General features: G+C 72.0%; 18 protein-coding genes and 1 pseudogene. 16 read left to right on the forward strand and 3 right to left on the reverse strand.

Annotation, left to right across the window (positions count from 1 at the left end; genetic code table 11):
- Positions 1–94 precede the first annotated feature (94 nt).
- Positions 95–1129 carry an aspartate-semialdehyde dehydrogenase gene (locus tag WME96_RS29575; RefSeq protein WP_437284942.1) on the forward strand — a complete coding sequence of 345 codons (1035 nt, stop codon included), beginning with the start codon at positions 95–97 and terminating at the stop codon, positions 1127–1129.
- A gap of 70 nt (positions 1130–1199) precedes the next feature.
- Complete coding sequence (locus WME96_RS29580) at positions 1200–1574, forward strand: hypothetical protein (RefSeq protein ID WP_061617915.1); 375 nt, start codon at positions 1200–1202, stop codon at positions 1572–1574.
- Here WME96_RS29580 and WME96_RS29585 read toward each other — a convergent pair.
- Positions 1571–2608 (reverse strand): hypothetical protein, encoded by a 1038-nt coding sequence (locus WME96_RS29585; RefSeq protein ID WP_437284943.1) that lies wholly within the window; start codon positions 2606–2608, stop codon positions 1571–1573. The two genes, WME96_RS29580 and WME96_RS29585, sit on opposite strands and share 4 nt — an antisense overlap.
- Positions 2609–3125: 517 nt before the next feature.
- On the opposite strand from WME96_RS29585, the pseudogene WME96_RS29590 reads away from it, so the two are divergent.
- The 7 genes and pseudogenes from WME96_RS29590 to WME96_RS29620 form a co-directional block, all read left to right on the forward strand.
- Positions 3126–3469, forward strand: a pseudogene (locus WME96_RS29590) (Gfo/Idh/MocA family protein); the annotation flags it as partial.
- Positions 3470–3559: 90 nt separating this feature from the next.
- Complete coding sequence (locus WME96_RS29595) at positions 3560–4222, forward strand: Gfo/Idh/MocA family protein (RefSeq protein ID WP_437292376.1); 663 nt, start codon at positions 3560–3562, stop codon at positions 4220–4222.
- Positions 4223–4504: 282 nt separating this feature from the next.
- On the forward strand, positions 4505–5590 hold the full coding sequence (locus WME96_RS29600) for a hypothetical protein (RefSeq protein ID WP_437284944.1): 1086 nt from the start codon (positions 4505–4507) through the stop codon (positions 5588–5590).
- Positions 5591–5795: 205 nt separating this feature from the next.
- Entirely contained in the window at positions 5796–6158 is a 363-nt protein-coding gene (locus WME96_RS29605) for an ArsR/SmtB family transcription factor (protein ID WP_437284945.1), read from the forward strand.
- A complete protein-coding gene (locus tag WME96_RS29610) occupies positions 6133–6636 on the forward strand; it encodes an SRPBCC family protein (protein WP_437284946.1) in 504 nt (167 codons plus the stop codon). The genes WME96_RS29605 and WME96_RS29610 overlap by 26 nt, the downstream gene beginning before the upstream one ends.
- 82 nt (positions 6637–6718) lie before the next feature.
- On the forward strand, positions 6719–7108 hold the full coding sequence (locus WME96_RS29615; RefSeq protein WP_437284947.1) for a hypothetical protein: 390 nt from the start codon (positions 6719–6721) through the stop codon (positions 7106–7108).
- Complete coding sequence (locus WME96_RS29620; RefSeq protein ID WP_437284948.1) at positions 7105–7785, forward strand: hypothetical protein; 681 nt, start codon at positions 7105–7107, stop codon at positions 7783–7785. The genes WME96_RS29615 and WME96_RS29620 overlap by 4 nt, the downstream gene beginning before the upstream one ends.
- A 148-nt stretch (positions 7786–7933) precedes the next feature.
- On the opposite strand, the gene WME96_RS29625 is transcribed toward WME96_RS29620, so the two are convergent.
- The gene (locus WME96_RS29625; RefSeq protein WP_437284949.1) at positions 7934–8869 is read right to left on the reverse strand and encodes a LysR family transcriptional regulator; all 936 of its coding nucleotides are present in this window, start codon (positions 8867–8869) and stop codon (positions 7934–7936) included.
- A 215-nt stretch (positions 8870–9084) separates the two neighbouring features.
- On the opposite strand from WME96_RS29625, the gene WME96_RS29630 reads away from it, so the two are divergent.
- The 7 genes from WME96_RS29630 (at position 9085) to WME96_RS29660 (ending at position 21846) form a co-directional block, all read left to right on the forward strand.
- Positions 9085–9540 (forward strand): DoxX family protein, encoded by a 456-nt coding sequence (locus WME96_RS29630; protein ID WP_437284950.1) that lies wholly within the window; start codon positions 9085–9087, stop codon positions 9538–9540.
- A 214-nt stretch (positions 9541–9754) separates the two neighbouring features.
- On the forward strand, positions 9755–10894 hold the full coding sequence (locus WME96_RS29635; protein WP_437284951.1) for a GIY-YIG nuclease family protein: 1140 nt from the start codon (positions 9755–9757) through the stop codon (positions 10892–10894).
- Between the two features lie 129 nt (positions 10895–11023).
- On the forward strand, positions 11024–11488 hold the full coding sequence (locus WME96_RS29640; RefSeq protein ID WP_437284952.1) for a MarR family winged helix-turn-helix transcriptional regulator: 465 nt from the start codon (positions 11024–11026) through the stop codon (positions 11486–11488).
- Complete coding sequence (locus tag WME96_RS29645) at positions 11469–12230, forward strand: acetolactate decarboxylase (protein ID WP_437284953.1); 762 nt, start codon at positions 11469–11471, stop codon at positions 12228–12230. Before WME96_RS29640 ends, WME96_RS29645 begins: the two co-directional genes overlap by 20 nt.
- Positions 12231–12550: 320 nt before the next feature.
- Positions 12551–18511, forward strand: coding sequence for an AAA family ATPase (locus WME96_RS29650; RefSeq protein WP_437284954.1), 5961 nt, complete (start codon positions 12551–12553; stop codon positions 18509–18511).
- Positions 18512–18732: 221 nt separating this feature from the next.
- Positions 18733–20022 (forward strand): PQQ-dependent sugar dehydrogenase, encoded by a 1290-nt coding sequence (locus WME96_RS29655; RefSeq protein WP_437284955.1) that lies wholly within the window; start codon positions 18733–18735, stop codon positions 20020–20022.
- 147 nt (positions 20023–20169) lie between these two features.
- Positions 20170–21846, forward strand: a complete 1677-nt coding sequence (locus WME96_RS29660) for a trypsin-like serine peptidase (RefSeq protein WP_437284956.1) — start codon at positions 20170–20172, stop codon at positions 21844–21846.
- Here WME96_RS29660 and WME96_RS29665 read toward each other — a convergent pair.
- On the reverse strand, positions 21828–22385 hold the full coding sequence (locus WME96_RS29665; protein WP_437284957.1) for a GNAT family N-acetyltransferase: 558 nt from the start codon (positions 22383–22385) through the stop codon (positions 21828–21830). The two genes, WME96_RS29660 and WME96_RS29665, sit on opposite strands and share 19 nt — an antisense overlap.
- Positions 22386–22415: the final 30 nt, after the last annotated feature.

Raw genomic sequence — 22415 nt, forward strand, 5'->3', positions numbered from 1 at the left:
ACGCACCGCATCATAACGCGGTGCTCATCCGGCTGTCTCGCCCTCTCGCCAGGCCCCTCGTCGGCTGGGCCCTGCTCTGGTAAAGAGCGGTCCCATGCGAATCTGCATTCTCGGCGCTACGGGCCTCGTCGGTCGCGAGACCATCACCCTCATCGCGCGGGCGTGGCCCGGCGCAACGCTCGCCCTGTTCGCGAGCCGGGACCAGGAGCTGACCCTCGACGGCAAGTCGTACGAGGTGCTCGGCGCGTCGCGCCTCGAGGCGCAGGACGCCCCCCGCGGGGACCTCGCGTTCGTGGCCCTGGATGACGAGCACAGCAAGCGGTACGTGCCGCGGCTGCTCGACCTCGGGTACCGCGTGATCGACAAGAGCAACACGTACCGCGCCGACCCGAAGGTGCCGCTCGTCACCGCCGGGGTGAACTCGAGCATCGTCGACGAGTCGGTCCGCCTCGTGGCCAATCCGAACTGCACGACCATCCCGCTGACGCTCGCGCTCTCGCCGCTGCGCCGGGAGTTCGGGCTGAGCGCGGTCACGGTGAGCACCTACCAGGCGGTCAGCGGCGCCGGCATCGCCGCCCTCGACGCGTTCCTCGCGGACGCGCGCGACGGCTACCAGGCCCTCGATCGGCTGGGCCTGCCGTTCAAGCTGTCGGGCTACGCGGGCAACACCGTCCCGCACAACGGCGGCACCGACGAGAGCGGCTTCTCCTCCGAGGAGCGGAAGCTCATCTTCGAGAGCCGCAAGATCCTCGGCATGCCCGAGCTCGGCGTCTCCGCGCAGTGCTGCCGCGTCGGCGTCGCCGTGGGCCACTACGAGAACGCGTGGGTCACGTTCGAGCGGCCGGTGGACCTCGAGCGGGTGACGAGCATCCTGAGCGACCCGGCGCTGTCGCCCTACGTGAAGTACCTCCCCGGCGCCGCGGGCGAGGGCCTGAGCGCGCTCCACTGCGTGCAGGACCGCGACCTCGCGCTGGTCGGGCGGATCCGCCCCGACGCGCGGGACCGCGACCGGAAGAGCGTCTGCCTCACCGTGGTCGGCGACAACCTCCGGCTCGGCGCGGCCACCAACGCGGTCCGCATCGCGACGCGCTGGTTCCAGAGCGCCGATCGGGACCTGCAGGCCCCCTGACCAGCGCGCCCGCCCGGGCGGCGCCGCCCTCCCCTTCCGGACTCAACGCTCCCCTTCCGGACTCAAGACGATGACAACCGCCCAGCCCCTCATGATCCTCGTCGCCGGGCCGTATCGCTCCGGCACCAACGACGACCCCGCCCTGATCGCGGCCAACGTCCGCGCCATGAACGACATGGCCGTGCGCCTGTTCCGCGCCGGCCACCTCCCCGTGCTCGGCGAGTGGTTCGCGCTGCCGCTCATCGAGCACGCCGGGTCGCGGCAGATCGGCGACGAGATCTTCAACGAGATCTTCCACCCCGTCGCCCGCCGGCTCGTCGCGCGCTGCGACGCGTGCCTGCGGATCGGCGGCCCCTCGAAGGGCGCCGACGAGATGGTCGAGCTGTCCCGCTCGCTGGGCAAGCAGGTCTTCTTCAGCCTGGACGAGGTGCCGCGCTGCGGTTAGCGCCGCGGCGTCGTCACGGCGCCGCCCCCGGGCCAGCCGGCCCCGATGGGGAGCTCCTGCACGTCCGGGAAGAGCATGTAGACGCGCCTGCCGTCCGACGTCTGGACGTGCGGCGGCGCGGGCGCGGCCGCGGCGACGCACGCGCGCACGGCGCGGCCCAGCGCGGCCGCGCCGTCGAGCGCCTGGCTCAGCGCGGCGAGCGCCTGCGCGAGCTCGGGGAGCGGCGCCTCGCCCGACGTGCCCCGCGCGACGAGCCCGTCGATCTCGCGGTCGCTCACCCCGAGGTCGGACGGCAGCGGGTGGCGCGGGCGCGCGGGCTGCGCCGCGGCCGCGCCGGAGAGGAACCGGCGCTTCGCCTCGGCGCCGGCCTCGCCGAAGCCCGTGGCGAGCTCGAAGAGCGCCGACGCCACGCCGAAGGCGGGCGCCCGAACGTCGAGCGAGACGTCGAGCGAGGAGGCGCTCATCCCCAGGGTGTCGAGGAACTCGAGCCCGGTGTAACTCGGCATCGCCGAGCGCTCGGTCTCGGGCAGCGGCGGCGCGACGCACACCTCGCCCGTCTCGAAGACGATGACGCGAGCGTACGTGAAGTCGGCGTGCGGCACGGCGAGCCGCGCGCGCGCGAGCTGTGCGGCGACCTCGACCGCGGCGCCGGGCTCGAAGCGGGAGCCCGGGAGGTAGCGCGCGATGCCCCCCAGCGTCATGCCCGCGCCGTCCGGCCAGGGGCAGACCGCGACGTGCCGCGGTGAGGCCTCCTCCTCGCCCGGCGCGCACACGCGCTCCAGGCCGAACGAGCCGGGCGCGAGGAGCGGCGGCGGCTGGCCCGCGACCCGCCGCAGGTCGTCGAAGAGGCGCGCGCGCTGCTCGCCGTGGTGCTCGGGCACGAGGACGCGCGCGCCGAGGAGCAGCGCGACGGTGCTCCCGACGCGCGCGAGCCAGGCCTCGGGCACGCCGAGGTGCTCGTACAGGCGGGCCTCGACGAGGAGCTGCCACTCGCGGGGTGGCTCGGGCGGGCGGGACGCGGCGGTTCGATACATGTCGGGTGCGGGGCCTCGAACGATGGGTGCTCGGCCCCGGATCCACGGGCGTGACGAGCGAGCTCGCGAGACAGCGTATCCAAGCCGCGTCCCGCGCGAAACACGGCAATGAGGCGCGCGCGGGCCCGCGGGGGGCGGCGCCGCTCGCGCTCGCCTCGGCCGCCTCCGGCGTGGGCCGGCTGGTGCTCGCGCTCCTCAGGCGGCTACGTCGCCGTCCGAGGGCGAGAATCCGGCCGCACCCGACGCTCGCGCGCTGCGCGGCCGTGCAAGCCTGCGGCCCGCCGGAGGGGTCGGGTGCCCTTCCACGACAAGGAGCCTCTCGATGGGTGGATCCGGAGACATGGTATCCCGGCGCGGCCTCCTGCGGACCGCCGGCGGGGTCGTGGTCGCGGGCGCGATCGCCAAGCTGGGCGCCGCGTGCGCCAGGGCGGAGAGCGGCGCGGGCGCGTCCCCGGACTCGCCGGCGCCCGTCAAGCTGCCTCGCCTGATGGCGCCGACCGAGCGTGAATCCGAGGAGATGCCCGCCCCGCTCGCCCCGGACAAGCGCGTCGGGTTCGCCATCGTGGGCCTCGGGCGGCTCTCGCTCGAGGAGCTCCTCCCGGCCTTCGGCCAGTGCAAGTACGCGCGGCCCACGGCGCTCGTCAGCGGAGACGCGCAGAAGGCCGCGCGGGTGGCCGGGCAGTACGGGATCGATCCGAAGAGCGTCTACGGCTACGAGACGTTCGACCGCCTGAAGGACGACAAGGCCGTCGATGTCGTCTACATCGTGCTGCCCAACAGCATGCACCGGAGTACACGATCCGCGCGGCGCAGGCGGGCAAACACGTGCTCTGCGAGAAGCCGATGGCCAACACGTCGGCCGAGTGCACGGAGATGATCGACGCGTGCAAGAAGGCGAATCGCAAGCTGATGGTCGCCTACAGGCTCCAGTACGAGCCCCATCACCGCGAGATGATCCGCCTCTGCCGGGCGAAGGAGATCGGCCCGATCAAGACGATCACGGCGGTGAACGCCCAGCACCAGGGCGACCCGAACCAGTGGCGGCTGAAGAAGGCGCTCGCCGGGGGCGGGGCGCTCCCGGACATCGGGATCTACTGCCTGAACGCGGCGCGCTACCTCACGGGAGAGGAGCCGATCGAGGTGCTCGGGTCGGCCTACAGCACGCCCGACGACCCGCGCTTCCGCGAGGTCGACGAGACGGTCGACTTCTTCCTGCGGTTCCCGAGCGGGGCGCGCGCGGTCTGCTCCACGAGCTACAGCTGCCACCAGTCGAAGCGCCTCCGCGTCATGGGGCCCGAGGGCTGGGCGGACATGGACCCGGCGTTCCCGTACCAGGGCCTCCGCATGCGCGTCTCGCGCAAGATGCAAGGCAGCCCGATCGAGGACGCGAGCGAGCGGAAGCTGCCCGAGAAGAACCACTTCGCCCTGGAGATGGACCATTTCGCGCAGTGCGTGCGCCAGGACCGGCCGCCGCACACGCCGGGCGAGGAGGGGCTCCAGGACATGCGCCTCATCGAGGCGATCTACACCTCGGCGCGCGAGGGGCGCCCGGTGAAGCTGGAGCCGGTCGCGGGGCTGGACGCCTTCCGGGGGCCGCCGCCGGACAAGGGCTAGTTCCGCCCGCCAGGAGTCCGGCCAGGCATCAGCAGAGATTTCAACGCAAAGGCGCCAAGGCGCAAAAAAATCAATTATTTCATGACTTTTTGCGTCTTTGCGCCTTGGCGCCTTTGCGTTGAATCTCTCTTCTCGCGAGGCAGATCCCTGGCGGGATTTCTGCCCGGCGGAACTAGGCGGCGCGCGTCCGGCGCTGTCACGAGCAGCGCGCCCGCCGCTCTCCCGGCGTGGCCGTGCTGTCGGCGACGTCGAGGGGAGAGGCTTCGGTATACGATGCGCTCCATGAAGCGCTTTCTCCTGATGAGCATCCTCTGTTGTTCGGCTGTCGCGTGCAGCCCCGAGAGCCGAGACTTCGATCCTGCGACCTCCGAGGCCACGAGCGCGGCGGCGTCCGGCTCCGGCGGGGGCGGGGTGGCCGCCTGCGACGATGGCCTGACGTTCTGTTCCGGCGCCTGCGCGGACACGAGCTCCGATCCGGAGCACTGCGGCGCCTGTGGCCACTACTGCCTGGGACAGGCGTGCGTGGACTCGCGCTGCGAGCCCCTGGTCCTCGCGTCGGGCGGCGTCGCGCCGGCCGACATCGCTGTCGACGACACCACGGTCTACTGGGTCGATCCTGGCGCTCGAAAGGTGATGTGGGTACCGGTCGGCGGCGGCAACGCAACCCTCTTCATCGAGGCAGATCCTCCCTTCTATCCCGTGAGCATCGCGCTCGGCGCCGGCAACGTCTATTATGCGGATACGGGCCTCGAGTACATCATGTTGACATCGCTCGAAGGCGCCTTCGAGTTCCTCGCGAGCGCCCAGACCTACCCGCTGGACATCGCGGCCGACGAGGCGAGCGTCTACTGGACGAGCGGCGGCCTGGGCACGGTCATGAAGGTGCCGAGCGACGGCAGCGGCGACGCCGTCGCGCTCGCGGAGGGGCAAGACTCACCGCTGGCCGTCGCGGTGGACGCGACGCACGTCTACTGGGTGAACGAGGGCGGCACCGTGATGAAGGTGCCGATCGAGGGCGGCGATCCCGTCGTGATCGCGGACGGCCAGAGCAAGCCGCAGGACATCGCGGTGGACGCAACGCACGTCTACTGGACCAACGACGGAGGCACCGTGATGGCGGCGCCGCTCGAGGGCGGCGATCCCGTCGTGATCGCGGACGGGCAACGCAACCCGCGAAGGATCGCGGTGGACGGCGCCGGCGTGTACTGGACCAACGACGGAGGCACCGTGATGGCGGCGCGGTTCGGCGACGATGCGCCGATCACGCTCGCGACGGGGCAGGACCACCCGCTCGGCATCGCTGTCGACGCCACCAGCGTCTACTGGACGAACAGCGCCGGCGGCACCGTGATGAAGCTCCCGAAGTAGCTCCCCGGCGGCCGGCACCCGGCGCGCCGCGCCGGGAAGAACCGCTCCACCGCGCTGCCGCGCGGTGGCCCTGCTGCATTTTTTCAATCCAGCTGCATCAAGGATCTCGGGCCACGGGTCGCGCCATCGCGCTGGATCTCCTTGACAGGCACGGGTCCGCGCCGTATTTAACCAACAGGTTAATTAACCAATCGGTTAAGTACCCATGCCGACCGACCAGCTCAGCACCACGTTCGCAGCCCTGGCGGACCCGACGCGCCGGGCGATCCTGGCCCGCCTCGCTGCGGGCGAGTGCTCGGTCACCGAGCTCGCGGCGCCGTTCGACATGAGCATGCCGGCTGTCTCGAAGCACCTCCGGGTGCTCGAGCGCGCGGGGCTCATCGAGCGGCGGCGTGACGCGCAGTGGCGGCGGTGCCGGATCGAGGCGAGTCCGTTGAAGGAAGTGGTCGACTGGGCCGAGCACTACCGGCACCTCTGGGAAGGGCGGCTCGATCGGCTGGACAGGTACCTGCAAGAGCTCACAGCAGAGGAGGAGAAGAGCCATGATCGCAAGCAGCGCGGTGAATAAGGACAGCTTCCAGGTCTCGACCCCGTCGGAGCAGGAGGTCCGCATGACGCGCGTGTTCAACGCGCCGAGGCAGCTCGTGTTCGACGCGATGACGAAGCCCGAGCACGTGAAGCGGTGGTGGGGCTGCCTGGGCGAGGGCTACTCGGTGCCCGTCTGCGAGATCGATCTCCGCCCGGGCGGCGCGTGGCGCTTCGTGAACCGCCACCCCGGGGGCGAGTTCGCCTTCTACGGCGAATACCGGGAGATCTCGCCGCCGAGCCGGCTCGTGTTCACCGAGATCTTCGAGCAGTATCCGGACACCGTCACCGTGGTGACATCGGTCTTCACCGAGGAGGGCGGGAAGACACGAATGACGGTCACGGTGCGCTATCCGTCGCTGGAGGTGCGCGACATCGTCCTCTCGACCGGGATGGCCGAGGGCGCTGGCATCAGCTACGACCGCCTCGAGGACCTGCTCGCGGAGCTCCAGCGGTCATGAGCCTCCTGGCCGCGTGAAGGGGCCTGTCCAGGCGGCGGGCGCCCCCGTTGCCGCGGGCTCGTGCGGGGTGTAGAACCTTCGTGTGATCCCCGTCTTCACCGGCCCCGGGAGCGAGCTCGTATCCAGGCGAATCTCCGGGTCTGTAGCGCGCGGCGATTCCGGCATCCGGCGGCGAACCGAGCCGCTCGACGGGATCGCGCTCAGCGAGCGCGATCGACGCATCGTCGCGCTCGCGCGCCGCAAGCTCGGCGACACGACCGTCGATTTCGGCGAGGCCGTGCGCGCGCTCCGCGAGGCGGTCGAGGAGCTGATCCCCGCCGGGCGCATCTACATGCTGGGAACAACCGAGCTCTCCCCCGTCATCGGATCGCTCGTGTCCGGCGTCGGCATCGCCGGCGGCGAGGAGGGCGTCGCGCTGGTTCGCCTGGAGCACGACGGGCGAAGGACGACGCTCGGGAGGTTCTCGCCGTGAGAGGGACGCTCGACTTCGATCCGGCCGAGCGCGAGTACGGGGCGGCGACCGCGTCGATCCGGCAGATCCTCGCCGAGTGGGCGGCCACCGACTGGTTCGTTCCGCCGCGCGATCCGGCGGCGGAAGCGCGGGCGGCGCGGCTCCTGAGGGAGCACAACGTGCGCGCGCGGACGCACCTGCCGGAGGTCTTTCCGGCCGCCGTGGAGACGCGATCGGCCCGGGGCGGCTGGCGGGAGTTCACCGCGCTCCGCGATCGCGTGTGCAAACAGCCGTGGGACTGGAAGTTCTCGGCGCTGAAGCCGCTGTCATCGCGCCACTCGAAGGCTCGCGGCTGGACGCTGCAAGATCAGGCAAAGCACTGCGTGGACCTCCAGACCGGCGCGGCGCCTCGCCCCGGGGATCTGTTCCTCCGCGTCGGCGACCTCGTGCTCTGGAACAAGCTCTCTCCAGATCTCGACGTCGAGGCGCGCTTGCCGCGCGACGGCGTGGAGCCCGCGCGCTGGTATCTCGCCTACGCTTACATGGATGCCCTCGAGTGCATCGAGTGGCAGCTGGCCGAGGGCAGCGATGATCTCGAGGGGAACCCTTTCCACCCGCTCATCGGCTGCTATGCCGCCGGGTTCTATCCCTTCAGCCTCGACCAGACCACGCTGGTGCTCTTCGCCTTCGACCGGTGAGCCGCCGATACGGGCGTCGCGGGCTCGGGCTCGCCGAGCTCAACAATTGCCATGCATTTTTGTGCCTTGGCGCCTTTGCGCCTTGGCGTTGAAATCTCTCTTCTGTCGAGCGCCGCGGCGAGGTGGGCGCGCGAGCCGGCCGCCGCGCTCACGCCAGCCGCTTCACCCAGGCCACGACGAAGTCGCGGAACACAGCGACGTTCCGCGCCACGTGGCGCGCGCTGGGGTAGACGAGGTACAGGGTCCCCGCGCGCTCCGACCACTCGGGCAGCACATGGACGAGGCGCCCGCTCGCCAGGTCGGGCGCGGCGAGGAGGCGCGGGAGCGGCCCGATGCCGCCGCCCGCGCGGAGCACCGAGCGGATGAGCTGGAAGTTGTCGGTGGCGATGCGCCCGGTCGCCATCGCATTGCAGACGGCGTCCGCGTGGTCGAGGGGCCACTGGCCGCGCCGGGCGCCCGGAAGGAACATCACCCGCTCGTGCTCGGCCAGCTCGTCCATCGCGCGGGGGAGGCCGCGGCGCGCGAGGTACGAGGGGGCAGCGAAGAGCTGCACGTCGGAGTCGAGCAGCTTGCGCGCGACCAGCGACGAGTCCGGGAGCTCGCGCGTCGCCCGCAGCGCCACGTCGAAGCCCTCGCGCACCAGATCCACCTGGCGAGAGGACAGGTCCACCTCGACGGAGAGCAGCGGATGGCGCGCGCTGAGCTCGACCAGCATCTCGCCCAGAAACGACCCTCCGCTGTCGGGCGGCGCGCTCAGCCGGATCAGGCCCTGCGGCTGGCCCTGGTAGGCGTCGAGCGCCCGCGCGGCGTCGCGCAGGCCGGCGATGTGCGGCGCCACGTCGCCGAAGAAGCGGCGGCCCGCGTCCGTCAGCGCCACGGCGCGCGGCGACCGCTGGAGCAGCCGCACCTTGAGGCCCTCCTCCAGGCGCGTCACCGCGCGGCTCACCGTCGACTTCGGGACGCCGAGCTGCGCGGCCGCGGCCGTGAACGAGCCCAGCTCCGCCACCCGGGCGAAGGCGGCGATCTCGTCGAGCTGGGGCGCCCGGGGCGGCTGGGGTCGGGCTGTCGCGCGGGGGGAAGGCATGCGGGGACCTCGCGGGGGTGGAAGCGCCTCCTGCGAGGCAGCTGCGGCCTGGTGGCCCCGGTCGGGACGCGCCGGCCGTGTTGCACCGGTCACGTTGCGCTGGCGCAACGCTGAGTTGAACCGTTGCACAATAGCACCGGGCGCCGCGAGCGACCACATCAGGGGGGCGGGCGCTCCGACCGGGAGAGCCCGCCTCACCCAGCGAGGCTCGTGTCATGAACAACATCAAACGTTTCGCTCCCGCCGCCGCCCGCACGCTCCAGGGGCTCGTGTTCCTCGTCTTCGGGCTCAACGGCTTCCTGCAGTTCCTGCCGCAGCCGCCGATCCCGGAGGCCGCCGCCAGCTTCGCCGGCGCGCTGGCGGCGAGCGGGTACCTGCTCCCGCTGCTCAAGGGCACCGAGGTCGTCGCGGGCGCCCTCCTGCTCTCGAACCGCTACGTCCCGCTCGCGCTGGCGCTCCTCGCGCCCATCGTCGTGAACATCGTCGCGTTCCACACCTTCCTCACGCCGCCGAACCCTGTCGCGTGGCTCGTCCTCGCCCTCGAGATCTACCTCGCCTACGCGTACCGCGCGGCGTTCCGCCCGATGCTCGCTGCGCGCGTCGACGCCGGCGCCGCGGAGCGCTCCGGCGCACAGCGCGGCAAGCTCAAGGCGGCCGAGAGCGCCGCTTGAGCAGGACAGCGCCCATCCAGCCCCGACGCGCGCTCCCATCGTGCGTCGCGCTCGCTCCGGCGCGCCACGAGGTAGAGCCGGCAGGCGTGGACGGCGGTGCCCGGGCTCGCCGGTCGACGGACGCTCACTCCGCATCTCCTGAGCTCGCCTCCCGCGTCTCCCGAGCTCGCCTGTCGACGCCGCCCCCGCGCGCAGCCCGCCTTGCGCGGCCGCCATGGACTGGCAAGAACATGCGCCGATGTCGCGCGAGGCGCTGCTCCCGGCGCGGAAGGGACCTGCCGACGAAGAGCGGCTCGCGCTGCTCCGCGGCTTCGTGCGCGCGGGCGCCGAGAACCGGCCCGGCGTCTACCGCATGTTCGGCGAGGACGGCTCGGTCCTCTACGTCGGCAAATCGAAGCGGGTGCGCACGCGGCTGCTCGGCTATTTCCGCTGCGACCCCGAGGAGAAGGGCGCGCGCATCCTGCGGGCGACGAGCCATGTTGCGTGGGAGTACTGTCCGAGCGAGTTCGCGGCGCTCCTCGCCGAGCTCAGGCTCATCCGGCGCCTGCGGCCGCGCTTCAACGTGGCCATGAAGCGCGACCTCAAGCGCTACGCCTTCATCAAGGTCACGCGGGGGCCGGCGCCGAAGCTCCATGTCGTGCGCGGCCCCGCGCGCGACCCCGGCGCGCTCTACTATGGCCCGTTCACGGGCGCGGGACGCGTCCGCGAGGCCGTGCGCGCGCTCTCCAACGCGCTCGGGCTGCGCGACTGCGCCGAGGACGTGCCGATGCGCTTCGACGACCAGCGATCGCTCTTCTCGCTGGAGCGCCGCACGCCCGGCTGCATCCGCTACGAGATCAAGCGCTGCCTCGGCCCCTGCGTCGCGGGCTGCTCGTCGCGGGAGTACGCCGACCGCGTCGCGCTCGCCCGCGCCTTCCTCGAGGGCCACAGCGAGGGCCCGATCGGCCGCTTCCGCGACGAGATGGAGGCGTGCCGCGAGCGCGCCGAGTTCGAGCGCGCCGCGGCGCTGCGCGACAGGATCCAGCGCCTCACCGCCCTGCGCGGGGAGCTCCAGCGGCTCCGCTTCGCGCTCGGGTCGCTCTCGTTCCTCTACACCGTCCCCGGCCACGAGGGCGACGACCGCGTCTACCTCGTCCGCCGCGGCAGCGTCCGCGCCGAGGTCCCCGCGCCGCGCTCGGACGACGATCACCGCGCGCTCGCCCGGCTCGCGGCCGACGTCTTCGGCCCCGTCGAGCCCGCGGCCGCGCCGGTGCCGCTCGGCGAGATCGACGAGGTGCTGCTGCTGTCGTCGTGGTTCCAGCGGTACCCCGACGAGCTCTCGCGCACGCAGCCGCCCCCTGGCTCCAGCGCATAGCCGCCGGGGCCCGCCGCGGCGCCCCCGCGCCCGGCGCCGGGGACGCCCCGCGGCGTTGAGGAGATGGTTGCTCTACGCAACGAAATGGTTGCCATGCGCAACTATCCGTGCTCACCTGGCGTGGTGACCATGAGAGAGCTCCGCTCCGAGGTGCGCGCCTTCGTGCGCGGGTTCGGGCTGCTGGACGAGGAGCGCACGCCCTGCGGCGTCGAGGTGGCGCCGCGCGAGGCGCACGCCCTGGCGATCCTCGCCGAGGCCGAGCAGGCGGGCGTGCAGCTCTCGCAGAGCGACCTGCGGAGGGCGCTCGGCGTCGACAAGAGCAACGTCACCCGGCTGATACAGCGCCTCCGCGACGACGGCCGCGTGGCGCAGGACGTCAGCGAGGCGGACGGGCGGGTCCGCCGCCTGCGGCTCACCGCGGCCGGGCGCCGCCTGGCGGGCAGGCTGGAAGAGCAGAGCCTGCTGCGGTTCCAGTCGATCCTGGACGCCATCCCCTGCGCGGAGCGCGACGCCGTGGTGCGCGCCCTGCACATCTTGAACAGCGCGCTCCGGCGCGCGACCGAGGAGCCATCCCATGCGAGCGAGGCGAGCTAGCGTTCCTGTCGGAGCCCTTCTCCTGTCCTCGATCGCGGCCTGCGCGCCCTCGGGAGAGACCGCCGCGGGGTCCGCGCGGAGCGCGCCGGCCGCGGTGTCGGTCCGCTCGTTCGGCGCGCTCCGCGCGATCATGCACGAGGGGCAGACGGGGCCCGCCGTGCGCATCGGCGACGTCGTCCCGGGCCCGCACGCGTTCGGCGTCGGCGCGCTCAGCGAGCTGCGCGGCGAGGTGACCGTCGTCGACGACGCGATCTGGACGTCCTATGCGCGCGACGACGGGACGCTCGACGTCCGCCCCGCGGGGGCGGAGGAGCAGGCGGCGCTCTTCGTGGTGGCGAGCGTCGCGCGCTGGCAGGAGGCGACGCTCGACGCCGACGTGCCGGACGGGCAGATCGACGCGCGCATCGAGGCCTTACTGCGGGAGCGCGGCATCGACGCGGAGGACGCCGTCCCGGTCCAGGTGCGGGGGAGCTTCCGCGACCTGAGCTGGCATGTCATCGACGGGAGGAAGCTCGCCCCCGGCGGCGGGCACGCGGACCATGTCCGGGCGTCCGTGAGCGGAACGCTCCCCGCGGCCGAAGGGACGCTGGTGGGCTTCTTCTCGAAGCGCCACCACGGCGTCTTCACGCACATGGGGTCGAACACGCACTTTCACGTCGTCCTGCCGGAGCGACCTCTGATGGGCCACGTGGACAGCGTGACGCTCGCTCGCGGAGCGCGCGTCCTCTTGCCGGCGCGTTGAAGCTCGATCTCCGTATCAACACGGTATCAACACGGGCTCTACATCGTGCGCTGGACCGTGACCTCGCACGGCGGCACCCTCCGCGTCGAGAGCAAACCTGGCGCCGGCGCCACGTTCCTCGTGGAGCTCCCTCGCATCCGGCCGAGACGGATACGGAAGGTCCGGGCTCTCTGCGCCCAACAGCGTAGGCGTTCGCTGCGGGCGGTCAGCCTGTGCGCGAGAGCGCGCCGCCATTTGTCCGTGGCGAAGCGCGGCGCTTTTGGCAACATCCCATCGACGCTGGCGCCCGGGAGGCCGCTCCGGCCTTCTAGGATCTCCCTATGCCCGATCGTTCACGCTATCTCGTGCTGGAGGTCCTGCACCAAGGGGCAGACACGATCCTCTACCGAGCGCGGCATCGGCAGGACGGTCGACCGGTTGTGCTCAAGGTCCTGCGGCGCGACCACGCGAGCCCGCGCGCCCTCGGCCGGCTGCACCACGAGCACGAGATCGCCGGGACGCTCGACACGCCGGCCGTCGTCAAGCCGCGCGCGATCGAGGCGTACGGCGACCAGGTCGCGCTGATCCTCGAGGACTTCGGCGGCCGCTCGCTCGACCAGCTCATCGACGGGCCGCTGCCGCTCGATCGCTTCTTTCCCCTCGCCCTCCGCCTCGCCGGCGCGCTCGCCGAGCTGCACCGACATCACGTCATTCACAAGGACATCAAGCCTCAGAACCTGCTTCATAACCCCGAGACCGGGGAGGTGAAGATCACCGATCTCGGGATCGCCTGCCTGGCCTCCCGCCAGTCGCGCGCCCCCGCCCACGACGCGCTCATCGAGGGGACGCTCGCGTACATGGCGCCCGAGCAGACAGGCCGGATGAACCGCTGGGTCGACGAGCGCGCGGACCTGTATTCCCTCGGCGTGACCTTCTACGAGATGCTGGCGGGCACCCTGCCCTTCCACGCCAGCGATCCCGTGGAATGGGTGCATTGCCACATCGCGCAGAGGCCGCGCCCGCCGCACGCGGTCGTGCCCTCGATCCCCCCGCTGCTGTCGGCGATCGTGCTCAAGCTGCTCGCCAAGGCCGCAGACGAGCGTTACCAGAGCGCGCTCGGCCTGCGGCACGATCTGGAGCAGTGCTTCTCCCGGTGGCGGACAGGCGGCACGGTCGAGCCGTTCGCGCTCGGCCTGCGCGACGTCTCCGACCGGTTCCAGATCCCGCAGCGGCTCTACGGCCGCGAGCGCGAGGTCGAGGCGCTGCTCGACGCGCTCGATCGGGTGGCGGCGCAGGGCCGGCCGGAGCTCGTGCTGGTGTCGGGCTACTCGGGCATCGGCAAGTCGTCGCTCGTCGCCGAGCTGCGCGGGCCGGTGGCGCGGGAGCGGGGCTTCTTCCTGTCCGGCAAGTTCGATCAGCTCAGGAGGGACATCCCCTACCTCGCGTTCCTCCAGGCCTTCCGGGGGCTCGTGCAGGAGATCCTGTGCGTGAGCGAGGAGCAGATCGAGCGCTGGAAGCAGCGCCTCCGGGAGGCCCTCGGCCCGAACGGCCGGCTGCTCGTCGACGTGCTCCCCGAGCTGGAGCTGCTGCTCGGCCCGCAGCCCCCCGTGCCCGAGCTCCCGGCCCCCGATGCCCGGCGCCGGTTCCACGCCACGCTCCAGCGCTTCGTCGCGGCGTGCGTGCAGCGGGAGCACCCCGTGGTCCTCTTCCTCGACGACTTGCAGTGGGCCGACGCCGGCAGCCTCCAGCTCCTCGAGCAGCTCGTCACCTACGCCGAGGCCGGGCACCTCCTGCTCGTGGGCGCCTTCCGGGACAACGAGGTCGGGCCGGCGCACCCGCTGTCGCTCGTCCTGGCCGACGCGCAGAAGCGCGGCGCCTCGATCTCCGACATCGTCCTCGCGCCGCTGTCCACCGCGCACGTCGGGGCGCTCGTCGCGGAGGCGGTCCACGCCCGGCCCGAGAAGGTCGAGCCGCTCGCCGCGCTGATCCACGAGAAGACCGGCGGCAACCCCTTCTTCGTGATCCAGTTCCTGATCGCGCTGCACGAAGAGGGGCTCATCGCCTTCGACGCGGAGGAGCGCGCGTGGCGGTGGGACACGGCCGCGATCCGCGACAAGGGCTTCACCGACAACGTCGTCGAGCTGCTCTCGGGGAAGCTGAAGCGGCTCTCGGGCCGCGCGCAGGACGCGCTCAAGCTCGCCGCGTGCCTCGGCAGCAGCCTGACCGGCGACACCCTCGCTGTCGTCGCGAACCGTCCGCTCCAGGAGCTCGGCGAGGCCCTCGCGGAGGCCGAGCAGGAGGGGTTGATCCTCCGCCGGGACGGCTCCTACAGGTTCCTCCACGACCGGGTGCGGCAGGCCGCCTACGCGCTCATCCCGGCGGCGCAGCTCCCCGAGATGCACCTCTGCATCGGCCGGCTGCTCCTGAGGGGGCGGCGCGTCGAAGAGCGCGACGACGCGCTCTTCGACGTCGTGGACCACCTCAACCGCGGCGCCGCGCTCCTCCGCTCGCGGGCGGAGCGGGACGAGCTCGCCGCGCTGAACCTCCGCGCCGGCAGGAGGGCCAAGGCCGCGGCGGCCTACGAGTCCGCCGCCGCCCTCTTCGCCGCCGGCATGGCCCTGCTCTCGGACGACCGCTGGGAGGCGCAGTACGATCTGACCTACAGCCTGACCTTCGAGCGCGCGCGCGCCGCGTACGTCACCGGCAGCTTCGAGGACGCCGAGCGGCTGCTCGGGGAGCTCATCGATCGCGCGAGGACCCCGATCGAGCGGGCCGCCGTGGTCGAGATCGCCGTCGCGCTGAACGTGACCCGCGGGCAGTGCGCCCGCGCCGTGGAGATCGGGCTGTCGTGCCTGCGCGCCTGGGACATCGACCTGCCGCTCCATGTCTCCGATGCGCAGATCGAGGAGGAGACCGAGAGCGTCCTGCAGGCCCTCGGCGACCGGCCGATCGAGGATCTCATCCACCTGCCCCCGATGGCGCACCCGGAGATCAAGGTCGCGGTGAGCGTCCTGATGGGCGTCGCCATCCCTGCTTACTTCGTGGACCAGAACCTGCACTATCTGCTCGTCGCGCGCATGGTCAAGCTCAGCCTGCGCCACGGCAACGCCGAGGCCTCCGCGCAGGCGTACACCGCCTTCGCGCGGGTGCTCGGCCCGTGGTTCGGGCGATACGAGGAGGCTTATCGGTTCGGCAAGCTCGCCCACGACCTGGCGGACAGGGGCCAGTCCCTCACCGCGAAGGGCTCGGTGTTCACGCTGTTCGGACAGCAGATCGTCTTCTGGACGCGCCACTACAGGGAGACCTTTAGCTATGCTCGCCTCGGCTTCAGCGCCGCGGTGGAGGGCGGTGACTGGAACAACGCCTGTTACAACTGCATCTGGTCGCCGCTGTTCCCGCTGCTCTGCGGGGAGCCGCTGGAGGATGTCCTCCACCAGACCGAGGACCGCCTCGGCTTCGTGCGCAAGGCCGGTTACGCGTTCGCGCACGACATCCTCCTCGGCCTCCGGCACCTCGTGCAGACGCTGCGCGGGCGGCCGGTCCATTTCTCGATGCTGGACGGCTCCGAGCTGGATCAGGCGGAGTTCGAGGCCCGCCTCCCGCCGGGGGACAAGGACAGCATTCACGGCCTGTACCACGGCATGAAGGCGCAGGGCCTGTTCGTGCTCGGGTCGCCCCGGGAGGCGCTCGCGGCGACGGCCCGGGTGCTCGTCGATGACCGATGGAAGTTCGACGCGAACGCGCTGACGGCCGAGAGCGTCTATTATCGCGCGCTCGCGCTCGCCGCCCTCTGCGACGAGGCGCCGTCCTCGCCGGAGCGGGAGCTCCCCGCCGGACTCCTCGACTGCGAGCGGCAGCTCGGCGAATGGGCGGAGAGCTGCCCCGACAACTTCCTCCACAAGCACGCCCTGGTCCGCGCCGAGATCGCCCGGCTCACGGGGCAGGAGCCCGAGGCCAGCCGGTGTTACGAACACGCCATCTCGTCGGCGCGGGAGGGCGGCTTCGTCCAGCACGAGGCCATCGCCTGCGAGCTCGCCGCGGCGTTCTATCGAGCGCGCGACCTCACCACGCCCGCCGACGCCTACCTGCAGAAGGCCCGCGCCGGCTACTTCCGCTGGGGCGCTCACGCCAAGGTCGAGCAGCTCGATCAGCGCTATCCCCACCTCGTCGAGCGCAGGCCCATGGCCCCCACCGTCACCTTCGCCGTGCGCGCCGAGCAGTTCGACGTCCTGTCCGTGGTCAAGGCCTCGCAGAGCATCTCCGGCGAGCTCAAGCTCGCACGCCTGCTCGAGATGCTCCTGCGCATCGTGATCGAGCACGCCGGCGCCGAGGAGGGCTATGTGCTCCTCGCCCGGGACGACCGCCTGTCGACCGCGGCCGCCGTCACGGCGCACGGCGGGGTGGCGCGGCTGCTCGGCGCGGAGCAGGCCTCGGCGGCCGCGCTGCCCCGATCCATCCTCAACTACGTCCGCCGCAGCCACGACCGCGTGCTCCTCGACGACGCCTCGGTCAGGCACCCGTTCCAGGAGGACGCCTATTTCACGCAGAGCAGGCCGAGGTCGGTGCTGTGCCTCCCCATCGTGCGGCAGGACCGGCTGCTCGGCCTGCTCTACCTCGAGAACAAGCTCGTCACCGGCGCCTTCACCCCCGCGCGGCTCAGCGTGCTCGAGCTCATCGCCTCGCAGTCGGCCATCTCGCTGGAGAACGCCATGCTCTACGCCGAGATCGAGCAGGAGAACGCCGAGCGGCGGCGCGCCGAGCGGGAGCTCCGGGCCAACCAGGCCACGCTCCAGGCGATCGTCGACAAGTCGGCGGCGGCCATCTACCTCAAGGACCGCGAGGGCCGGTATCTGCTCGCCAACCGTCAAGCGGGCCGCATCCTGGGCGTGTCGATCCACGAGATCCTCGGAAAGACCGACGCCGAGTGCTTTCCTGCTGCGGCCGCCGAGACCCTCCGGGGCAACGACCGGCGGGTGTTCGACGCGGGCGAGGCGCTGGAGTGCGAGGAGGAGATCTTGCTGGAGGACGGGCTGCACACCTTCCTGTCGTTCAAGTTCCCGCTCGGCGAGGCCGTCAGGCCCGGCGTGCTCTGCGGCATCTCCACCGACATCACCGAGCGCAAGCGGGCCGAGCAGGCCGAGCGCTTCCTGGCCGACGCGAGCCGCAAGCTGATGACGCTGGGCTACAGCGCCACCTTCGAGAGCGTGGCGCAGCTCGCCGTGCCGGAGCTGGCCGATCAGTGCGTCGTCGAGGCGTCCCTCGACGAGGGCGCGCCGGGCGACGCCGCCGTCGCGGGGGTGCCTGCCGATCGGGTCGAGGCGCTGAAGAGCGCGCTGCACTCGCTCGCGGCGGCGTCGCCGGCCCGGCCCGAGGTGGGCGACGGCGGCGCCGCGCCCGCCTTGCAGCAGCTCGGCGTCCACGCGTTCCTCCGCGTCCCCCTCCTCGCGCGCGACAGGTACTTCGGGGTCATGACCCTGCTCGCGACCGCGCCCCTGCGCCGCTACGGCCCCGCCGAGCTGCAGCAGGCCGAGGAGCTCGGCCGCCGCGCGGCGTTCGCGCTCGACAACGCCCGCCTGTACGCCGAGGCGCAGGCGGCCATCGCGCGGCGGGACGAGTTCCTCCTCGTCGCGTCCCACGAGCTCAAGACGCCGCTGACCTCGCTGCTGATGCAGGCGCAGCTCGTCGAGCGGCAGCTCCGCCGCCGCGAGCGCGCGGAGCTCTCCCCGGAGCGGCTCGAGGGGACGATCCAGATCCTGAACCGCCAGCTCGCGCGGCTCGGGCGCCTCATCGACGAGCTGCTCGACGTGACCCGGATGAGCGCCGGGCGGCTGACGCTCGCGCGCGCGCCGGTCGACCTGGCGGCCCTGGCGCGCGAGGTCATCGAGCGGATGAGCCAGCAGCTCGCGGGCGCCGGCTGCCCGACCGAGCTCGAGCTCGACGAGCCCGTGATCGGGCACTGGGACCCGTTCCGCGTGGAGCAGATCCTCATCAACCTCGTGTCGAACGCGGCCAAGTACGGCGCGGGGAGCCTGATCCATGTCGGCGTGCGCAGGGAGGCCGATCGCGCGGTGCTCGTGGTCCGCGATCACGGCATCGGCATCGCGGAGGCCGACCAGGCCAGGATCTTCGAGCGCTTCGAGCGTGCGGTGTCGGTCAGGAACTTCGGCGGTCTCGGCCTCGGGCTCTACATCGTGCGCTGGATCGTGGCCGCGCACGGCGGATCGATCCGCGTCGAGAGCAAGCCTGGCGCCGGCGCCACGTTCATCGTGGAGCTCCCGCTGCGCCCGGCCGAGGCCGAGTAGCGGCGGGCTCATCTCCCATCCCCGCGCGCCGTTCTGCCACGCAGCCGAGGCTACCAGTCGCATTGTGCCACAGCGGGCGGCGCGTCCTGGGCGCAACGGCAGGCATTGCCTTCAATGCGCTGCGCGCGGGTATGCGGTGTGCCTTGAGCGCACGCATGAGACGACATCTTGCGGCCTTGTTCCTTCTCGTTCTCGCGCCCTCGTGCTCCGATGAAAGCGGCGTGCAGCCCGCCGGATCGACGGCCGGCTCCGGTGGCGGCGGCGGCGCGCCCCCGGACGAACAGACCACGCAATCGGGCGGCGGCGGCCAGGGCGCTGGCGCCGGCGGCGCGAGCGGCACCGGGGAAGGCGGCTATACCCCGGAGAATGACAACACCTTCAGGCCGGAGGAGCTGCCGTTCTCCGACGAGCTCCTCGAGCACCTCGAGGTAAAGCCTGGGTTCACGATCAGCGTGTTCGCGAGGAACGTCGGCAATGCGCGCATGATGGAGCTCGCCCCCGGCGGCGGCGTGTACGTCACGCGGCCGACGCCCGGGGACGTGCAGCTGTTACGCGACACCGACGACGACGGGGTGGCAGACGAGGCGACGACGGCGTTCGCCGGGGGCGAGGGCTTCGCGACGCTGCACGGCATCGCGCCGAGCGCCGACGGCGAGACCATGTACCTGGCGACGGCGACGGCCCTTTACGCCGCCCCCGTCAACGCGGACGGCAGCCTCGGCGACCCGTCGGCGCTCATCACCGATCTTCCCGACGGCGGTCAGCACGGCAAGCGCACGATGCGCTTCACCCCGGACGGGGCGTCGCTCCTGTTCTCGGTCGGCAGCAGCTGCAATGCGTGCACGGAGACGAACCCCGAGCACGCCGCCATCCTGCTCATCGACCCGTCGCTGGGGCCGCAGACGCAGAAGGAACGCTCCGTGTTCGCCAGGGGCCTCCGCAACACCATCGGCTTCGACTGGTACCCGGGCACCGACGAGCTCTGGGGCATGGATCACGGCAGCGATCAGCGCGGCAACGTGGTGCCGCCCGAGGAGCTCAACCGGCTCGTCGGGGGCAACGACTACGGCTGGCCCTACGTCTACTCGAGCGGCCCTGGCGAACGGGGGATCGACCCGATCATGGATGATCCGCCCGACACGACGAAGGAGGCATATGCCGAAACCACCGAGCCCGCGGAGCTCATCTATGACGCGCACAGCGCGCCCATCGATTTTCGCTTCTACACGGGCGATCAGTTCCCTGACGAGTACAGGAACGACGCGTTCGTCGCGCTGCGCGGCTCCTGGAATCGTTATCCGGCGGTCGGCTACAAGGTGGTGCGCGTCCTGTTCGACAAGGAGACCCGCGAGCCGAAGGGCTTCGAGGATTTCATCACCGGATGGCTCATCGAGGACGGCCAAGCCGTCTTCGGCCGCCCCGCCGGCCTCCTGCAGCTGCCGGACGGGTCGCTCCTCGTGAGCGACGACACGAGCGGTGTCATCTACCGCGTCGCGTACGCTGGCCAGTGATGATCGGATGGCTGGCCCCCCGCGGAGGAGCCGCTCGGCCGGCCGTCGCGCAGGGGCCCGGGACGCGCGACGCAGGATCGTGCCGGGCGAGCCGCGCGCGCAGCGGGTAAGCTGAGGAGGGGCCTCGCCATCCAAGGAGATCGATCCATGACGCCGCGTTTTCTCTCGTTGCTCACCGCAGGGCTCCTCTCCTGCGCCACCTCGTCCTGCGGAACCTCGTCGCCCCCGGGGGGCGCAGGCGGCGCGGGCGGAGCGGGCGGCGCCGGCGGCGCCGGCGGCGCGGGGGCCGGCGGAGGCGACGCGGGCGGCGCGGGCGGCGCGGCGACCGGCGGAGGCGGCGCCAGCGCCGGCGGAGGCGGCGCCAGCGCCGGCGGAGGCGGCGCCGGCGGCGGCGAGCCGCAGCCGGGAGGGTCCGAGCTCCTCCGCGGGCTCGACGAGGCCAACGCGCCGCTCAGGGCGGTGGGCCGGCTGAACGGCGGTCTCGGCTCCGGGGCCTGCACGGCGTTCCTCATCGACCCTGCGGGGCGCCCCGACGCGCCGGCGCACGTGCTGACGAACGCCCACTGCACCCACGACTGGGCCGTGGAGGCCGCGGCCAACGCGGTGCACGTGGACACCGCGGCGACCCCGGAGCTGCAGATGATCTTCAATTACTTCAGCGACACCGCGGACGCGCAGGTGGCGGTCCCGGCGAAGACCATCCGCTATGCGACGATGAAGGGCACCGACCTCGCGGTGGTCGAGCTCGACGCCACGGTCGGCGCGCTCGCGGAGCGCGGCGTCGTCGCGCTCGGCCTCTCCGCCGCGGCGCCGCCTCCCGGAGCGCCCGTGTCGGTCGTCGGCGCCCCGCAGCTCGACGTGGAGTTCCTTCGGCGCGCCCGCTGCAGCGAGGAGGGCACCTTCGATATCGTCGAGTTCCGCTGGCACTGGTTCGGCGCGCACCGGAATCGCTGCGCCGACATCGCGAACGGCAGCTCGGGCTCGCCGGTGCTCGACGACGCGCAGCGGGTCTATGCGATCGTCAACACCACGACCCTGGGGAGCCCGCCCGACGGCGACTGCTTCCTCGGCAGGCCGTGCGAGATCGACGCGCCCCCCGGCGTGTCGGCCGAGGGCGCGAGCTACGCTGTCGACGTGACCGGCCTGAGCGCCTGCTTCGGGGTCGACGGGCGCTTCGCGCTCGATCTCGAGGGCTGCCCGCTCGACGCGGGCCGCGCGCTCGACGTGCTCACCTACCCCGTGCCCCGCCAGCGGCCGAGCGATCCGACCACCGGCGCGACGAACACCTGGGCTGTCACGCTGGGCGAGCGGGACGCGCTCGGCTTCTTCCGTTACAAGCTCGGGCGCGCCGGCGAGGTCGACTGCCGCCGTCAAGAGGGCTACTCGGCGCCGATCAAGGTGGTCGCTCAGGACCTGTCGGGCCTGTCGTTACCCGAGGGCGAGGGCGTCCACCTGCTCTGCGTCGTCGCCGGCTCGACGGCGACGCCCGACGCCGCGTGGCAGCCGCTCTCGTTCCCCACGGTCGTCCTCACCACGATCGACACGACCCCGCCCACGCGCCGGCCGGAGCTCTCGCGCGGCGGCGACGCGGTGGAGGGCATGCACGTCGAGCCGATCTTCTCCAACCCGGAGCACGCCGGCTTCGATTACCGCTTCGGCCCGCCGGAGACGACCGACTGCGACGATCCGGCCGCCGAGTGGCAAAGGTACAGGCGGTTCCCCATCTTCCTCGATCCCAGCGAGCTGCCGGCCCGGTTCTGCGTGCGACCGACGGACTGGGCCGGCAACGTGGGCGAGCCGTTCGATTACCTGCTGCCCGGGTGAGCCTCTCTCGGCAGCTCGAACCCCTCGGCCGCGAGGCCCTTGAACACGGTCGGCCCCGTCCGGCGGAATCCGAGCTTCTCCAGCACCCTGACCGACGCCGCGTTCTCGCGCATCGCGTGCGCGACGAGGCCCGGGAGGCCGAGCGCCTCGAAGGCGTAGCGGACGCACGCCGCGCCGGCCTCGCTCGCGTACCCGTGGCCCCAGTGCTTCCGGAAGAAGCGGTATCCCAGATCGGCGCACGCGATGTCCTCGTGCCACCTCAACCCGCACCATCCGAGCTTCTCCCCTGTCTGCCGGCTCGTGACGACGAACCGCCCCATCCGGAAGGCCTGGAACTGGTGGGCCAGCCGCTCGACCACCGCGCGCGCCTCTCCCTCGCTCGCGAACGCGGTATCCCCCGTGTAGCGGACCACCTCCGGATCCGAGTTCAGATCCATCATGAACGGGACGTCGGAGGGCCGATGGGGGCGGAGGCTCAGGCGTTCTGTCGAGAGGACGGCGGCCTCTTCGTCGATCTGTTTCGTTTCAGGGCCAAGCATCCTTCGATTCTAGCGTATCCGCCGCCGCGC

The sequence above is a fragment of the Sorangium sp. So ce406 genome, from assembly GCF_051474675.1.
Taxonomy (GTDB): Bacteria; Myxococcota_A; Polyangia; order Polyangiales; family Polyangiaceae; genus Sorangium; species Sorangium cellulosum_G.

Excerpts from the sequence above, each read along its gene's own strand:
- WME96_RS29575 (WP_437284942.1), top strand. The coding sequence starts at position 95 with ATGCGAATCTGCATTCTCGGCGCTACGGGCCTCGTCGGTCGCGAGACC.
- WME96_RS29580 (WP_061617915.1), top strand. The coding sequence starts at position 1,200 with ATGACAACCGCCCAGCCCCTCATGATCCTCGTCGCCGGGCCGTATCGC.
- WME96_RS29585 (WP_437284943.1), bottom strand. The coding sequence starts at position 2,608 with ATGTATCGAACCGCCGCGTCCCGCCCGCCCGAGCCACCCCGCGAGTGG.
- WME96_RS29595 (WP_437292376.1), top strand. The coding sequence starts at position 3,560 with ATGATCCGCCTCTGCCGGGCGAAGGAGATCGGCCCGATCAAGACGATC.
- WME96_RS29600 (WP_437284944.1), top strand. The coding sequence starts at position 4,505 with ATGAAGCGCTTTCTCCTGATGAGCATCCTCTGTTGTTCGGCTGTCGCG.
- WME96_RS29605 (WP_437284945.1), top strand. The coding sequence starts at position 5,796 with ATGCCGACCGACCAGCTCAGCACCACGTTCGCAGCCCTGGCGGACCCG.
- WME96_RS29610 (WP_437284946.1), top strand. The coding sequence starts at position 6,133 with ATGATCGCAAGCAGCGCGGTGAATAAGGACAGCTTCCAGGTCTCGACC.
- WME96_RS29625 (WP_437284949.1), bottom strand. The coding sequence starts at position 8,869 with ATGCCTTCCCCCCGCGCGACAGCCCGACCCCAGCCGCCCCGGGCGCCC.
- WME96_RS29630 (WP_437284950.1), top strand. The coding sequence starts at position 9,085 with ATGAACAACATCAAACGTTTCGCTCCCGCCGCCGCCCGCACGCTCCAG.
- WME96_RS29635 (WP_437284951.1), top strand. The coding sequence starts at position 9,755 with ATGGACTGGCAAGAACATGCGCCGATGTCGCGCGAGGCGCTGCTCCCG.
- WME96_RS29640 (WP_437284952.1), top strand. The coding sequence starts at position 11,024 with ATGAGAGAGCTCCGCTCCGAGGTGCGCGCCTTCGTGCGCGGGTTCGGG.
- WME96_RS29645 (WP_437284953.1), top strand. The coding sequence starts at position 11,469 with ATGCGAGCGAGGCGAGCTAGCGTTCCTGTCGGAGCCCTTCTCCTGTCC.
- WME96_RS29650 (WP_437284954.1), top strand. The coding sequence starts at position 12,551 with ATGCCCGATCGTTCACGCTATCTCGTGCTGGAGGTCCTGCACCAAGGG.
- WME96_RS29660 (WP_437284956.1), top strand. The coding sequence starts at position 20,170 with ATGACGCCGCGTTTTCTCTCGTTGCTCACCGCAGGGCTCCTCTCCTGC.
- WME96_RS29665 (WP_437284957.1), bottom strand. The coding sequence starts at position 22,385 with ATGCTTGGCCCTGAAACGAAACAGATCGACGAAGAGGCCGCCGTCCTC.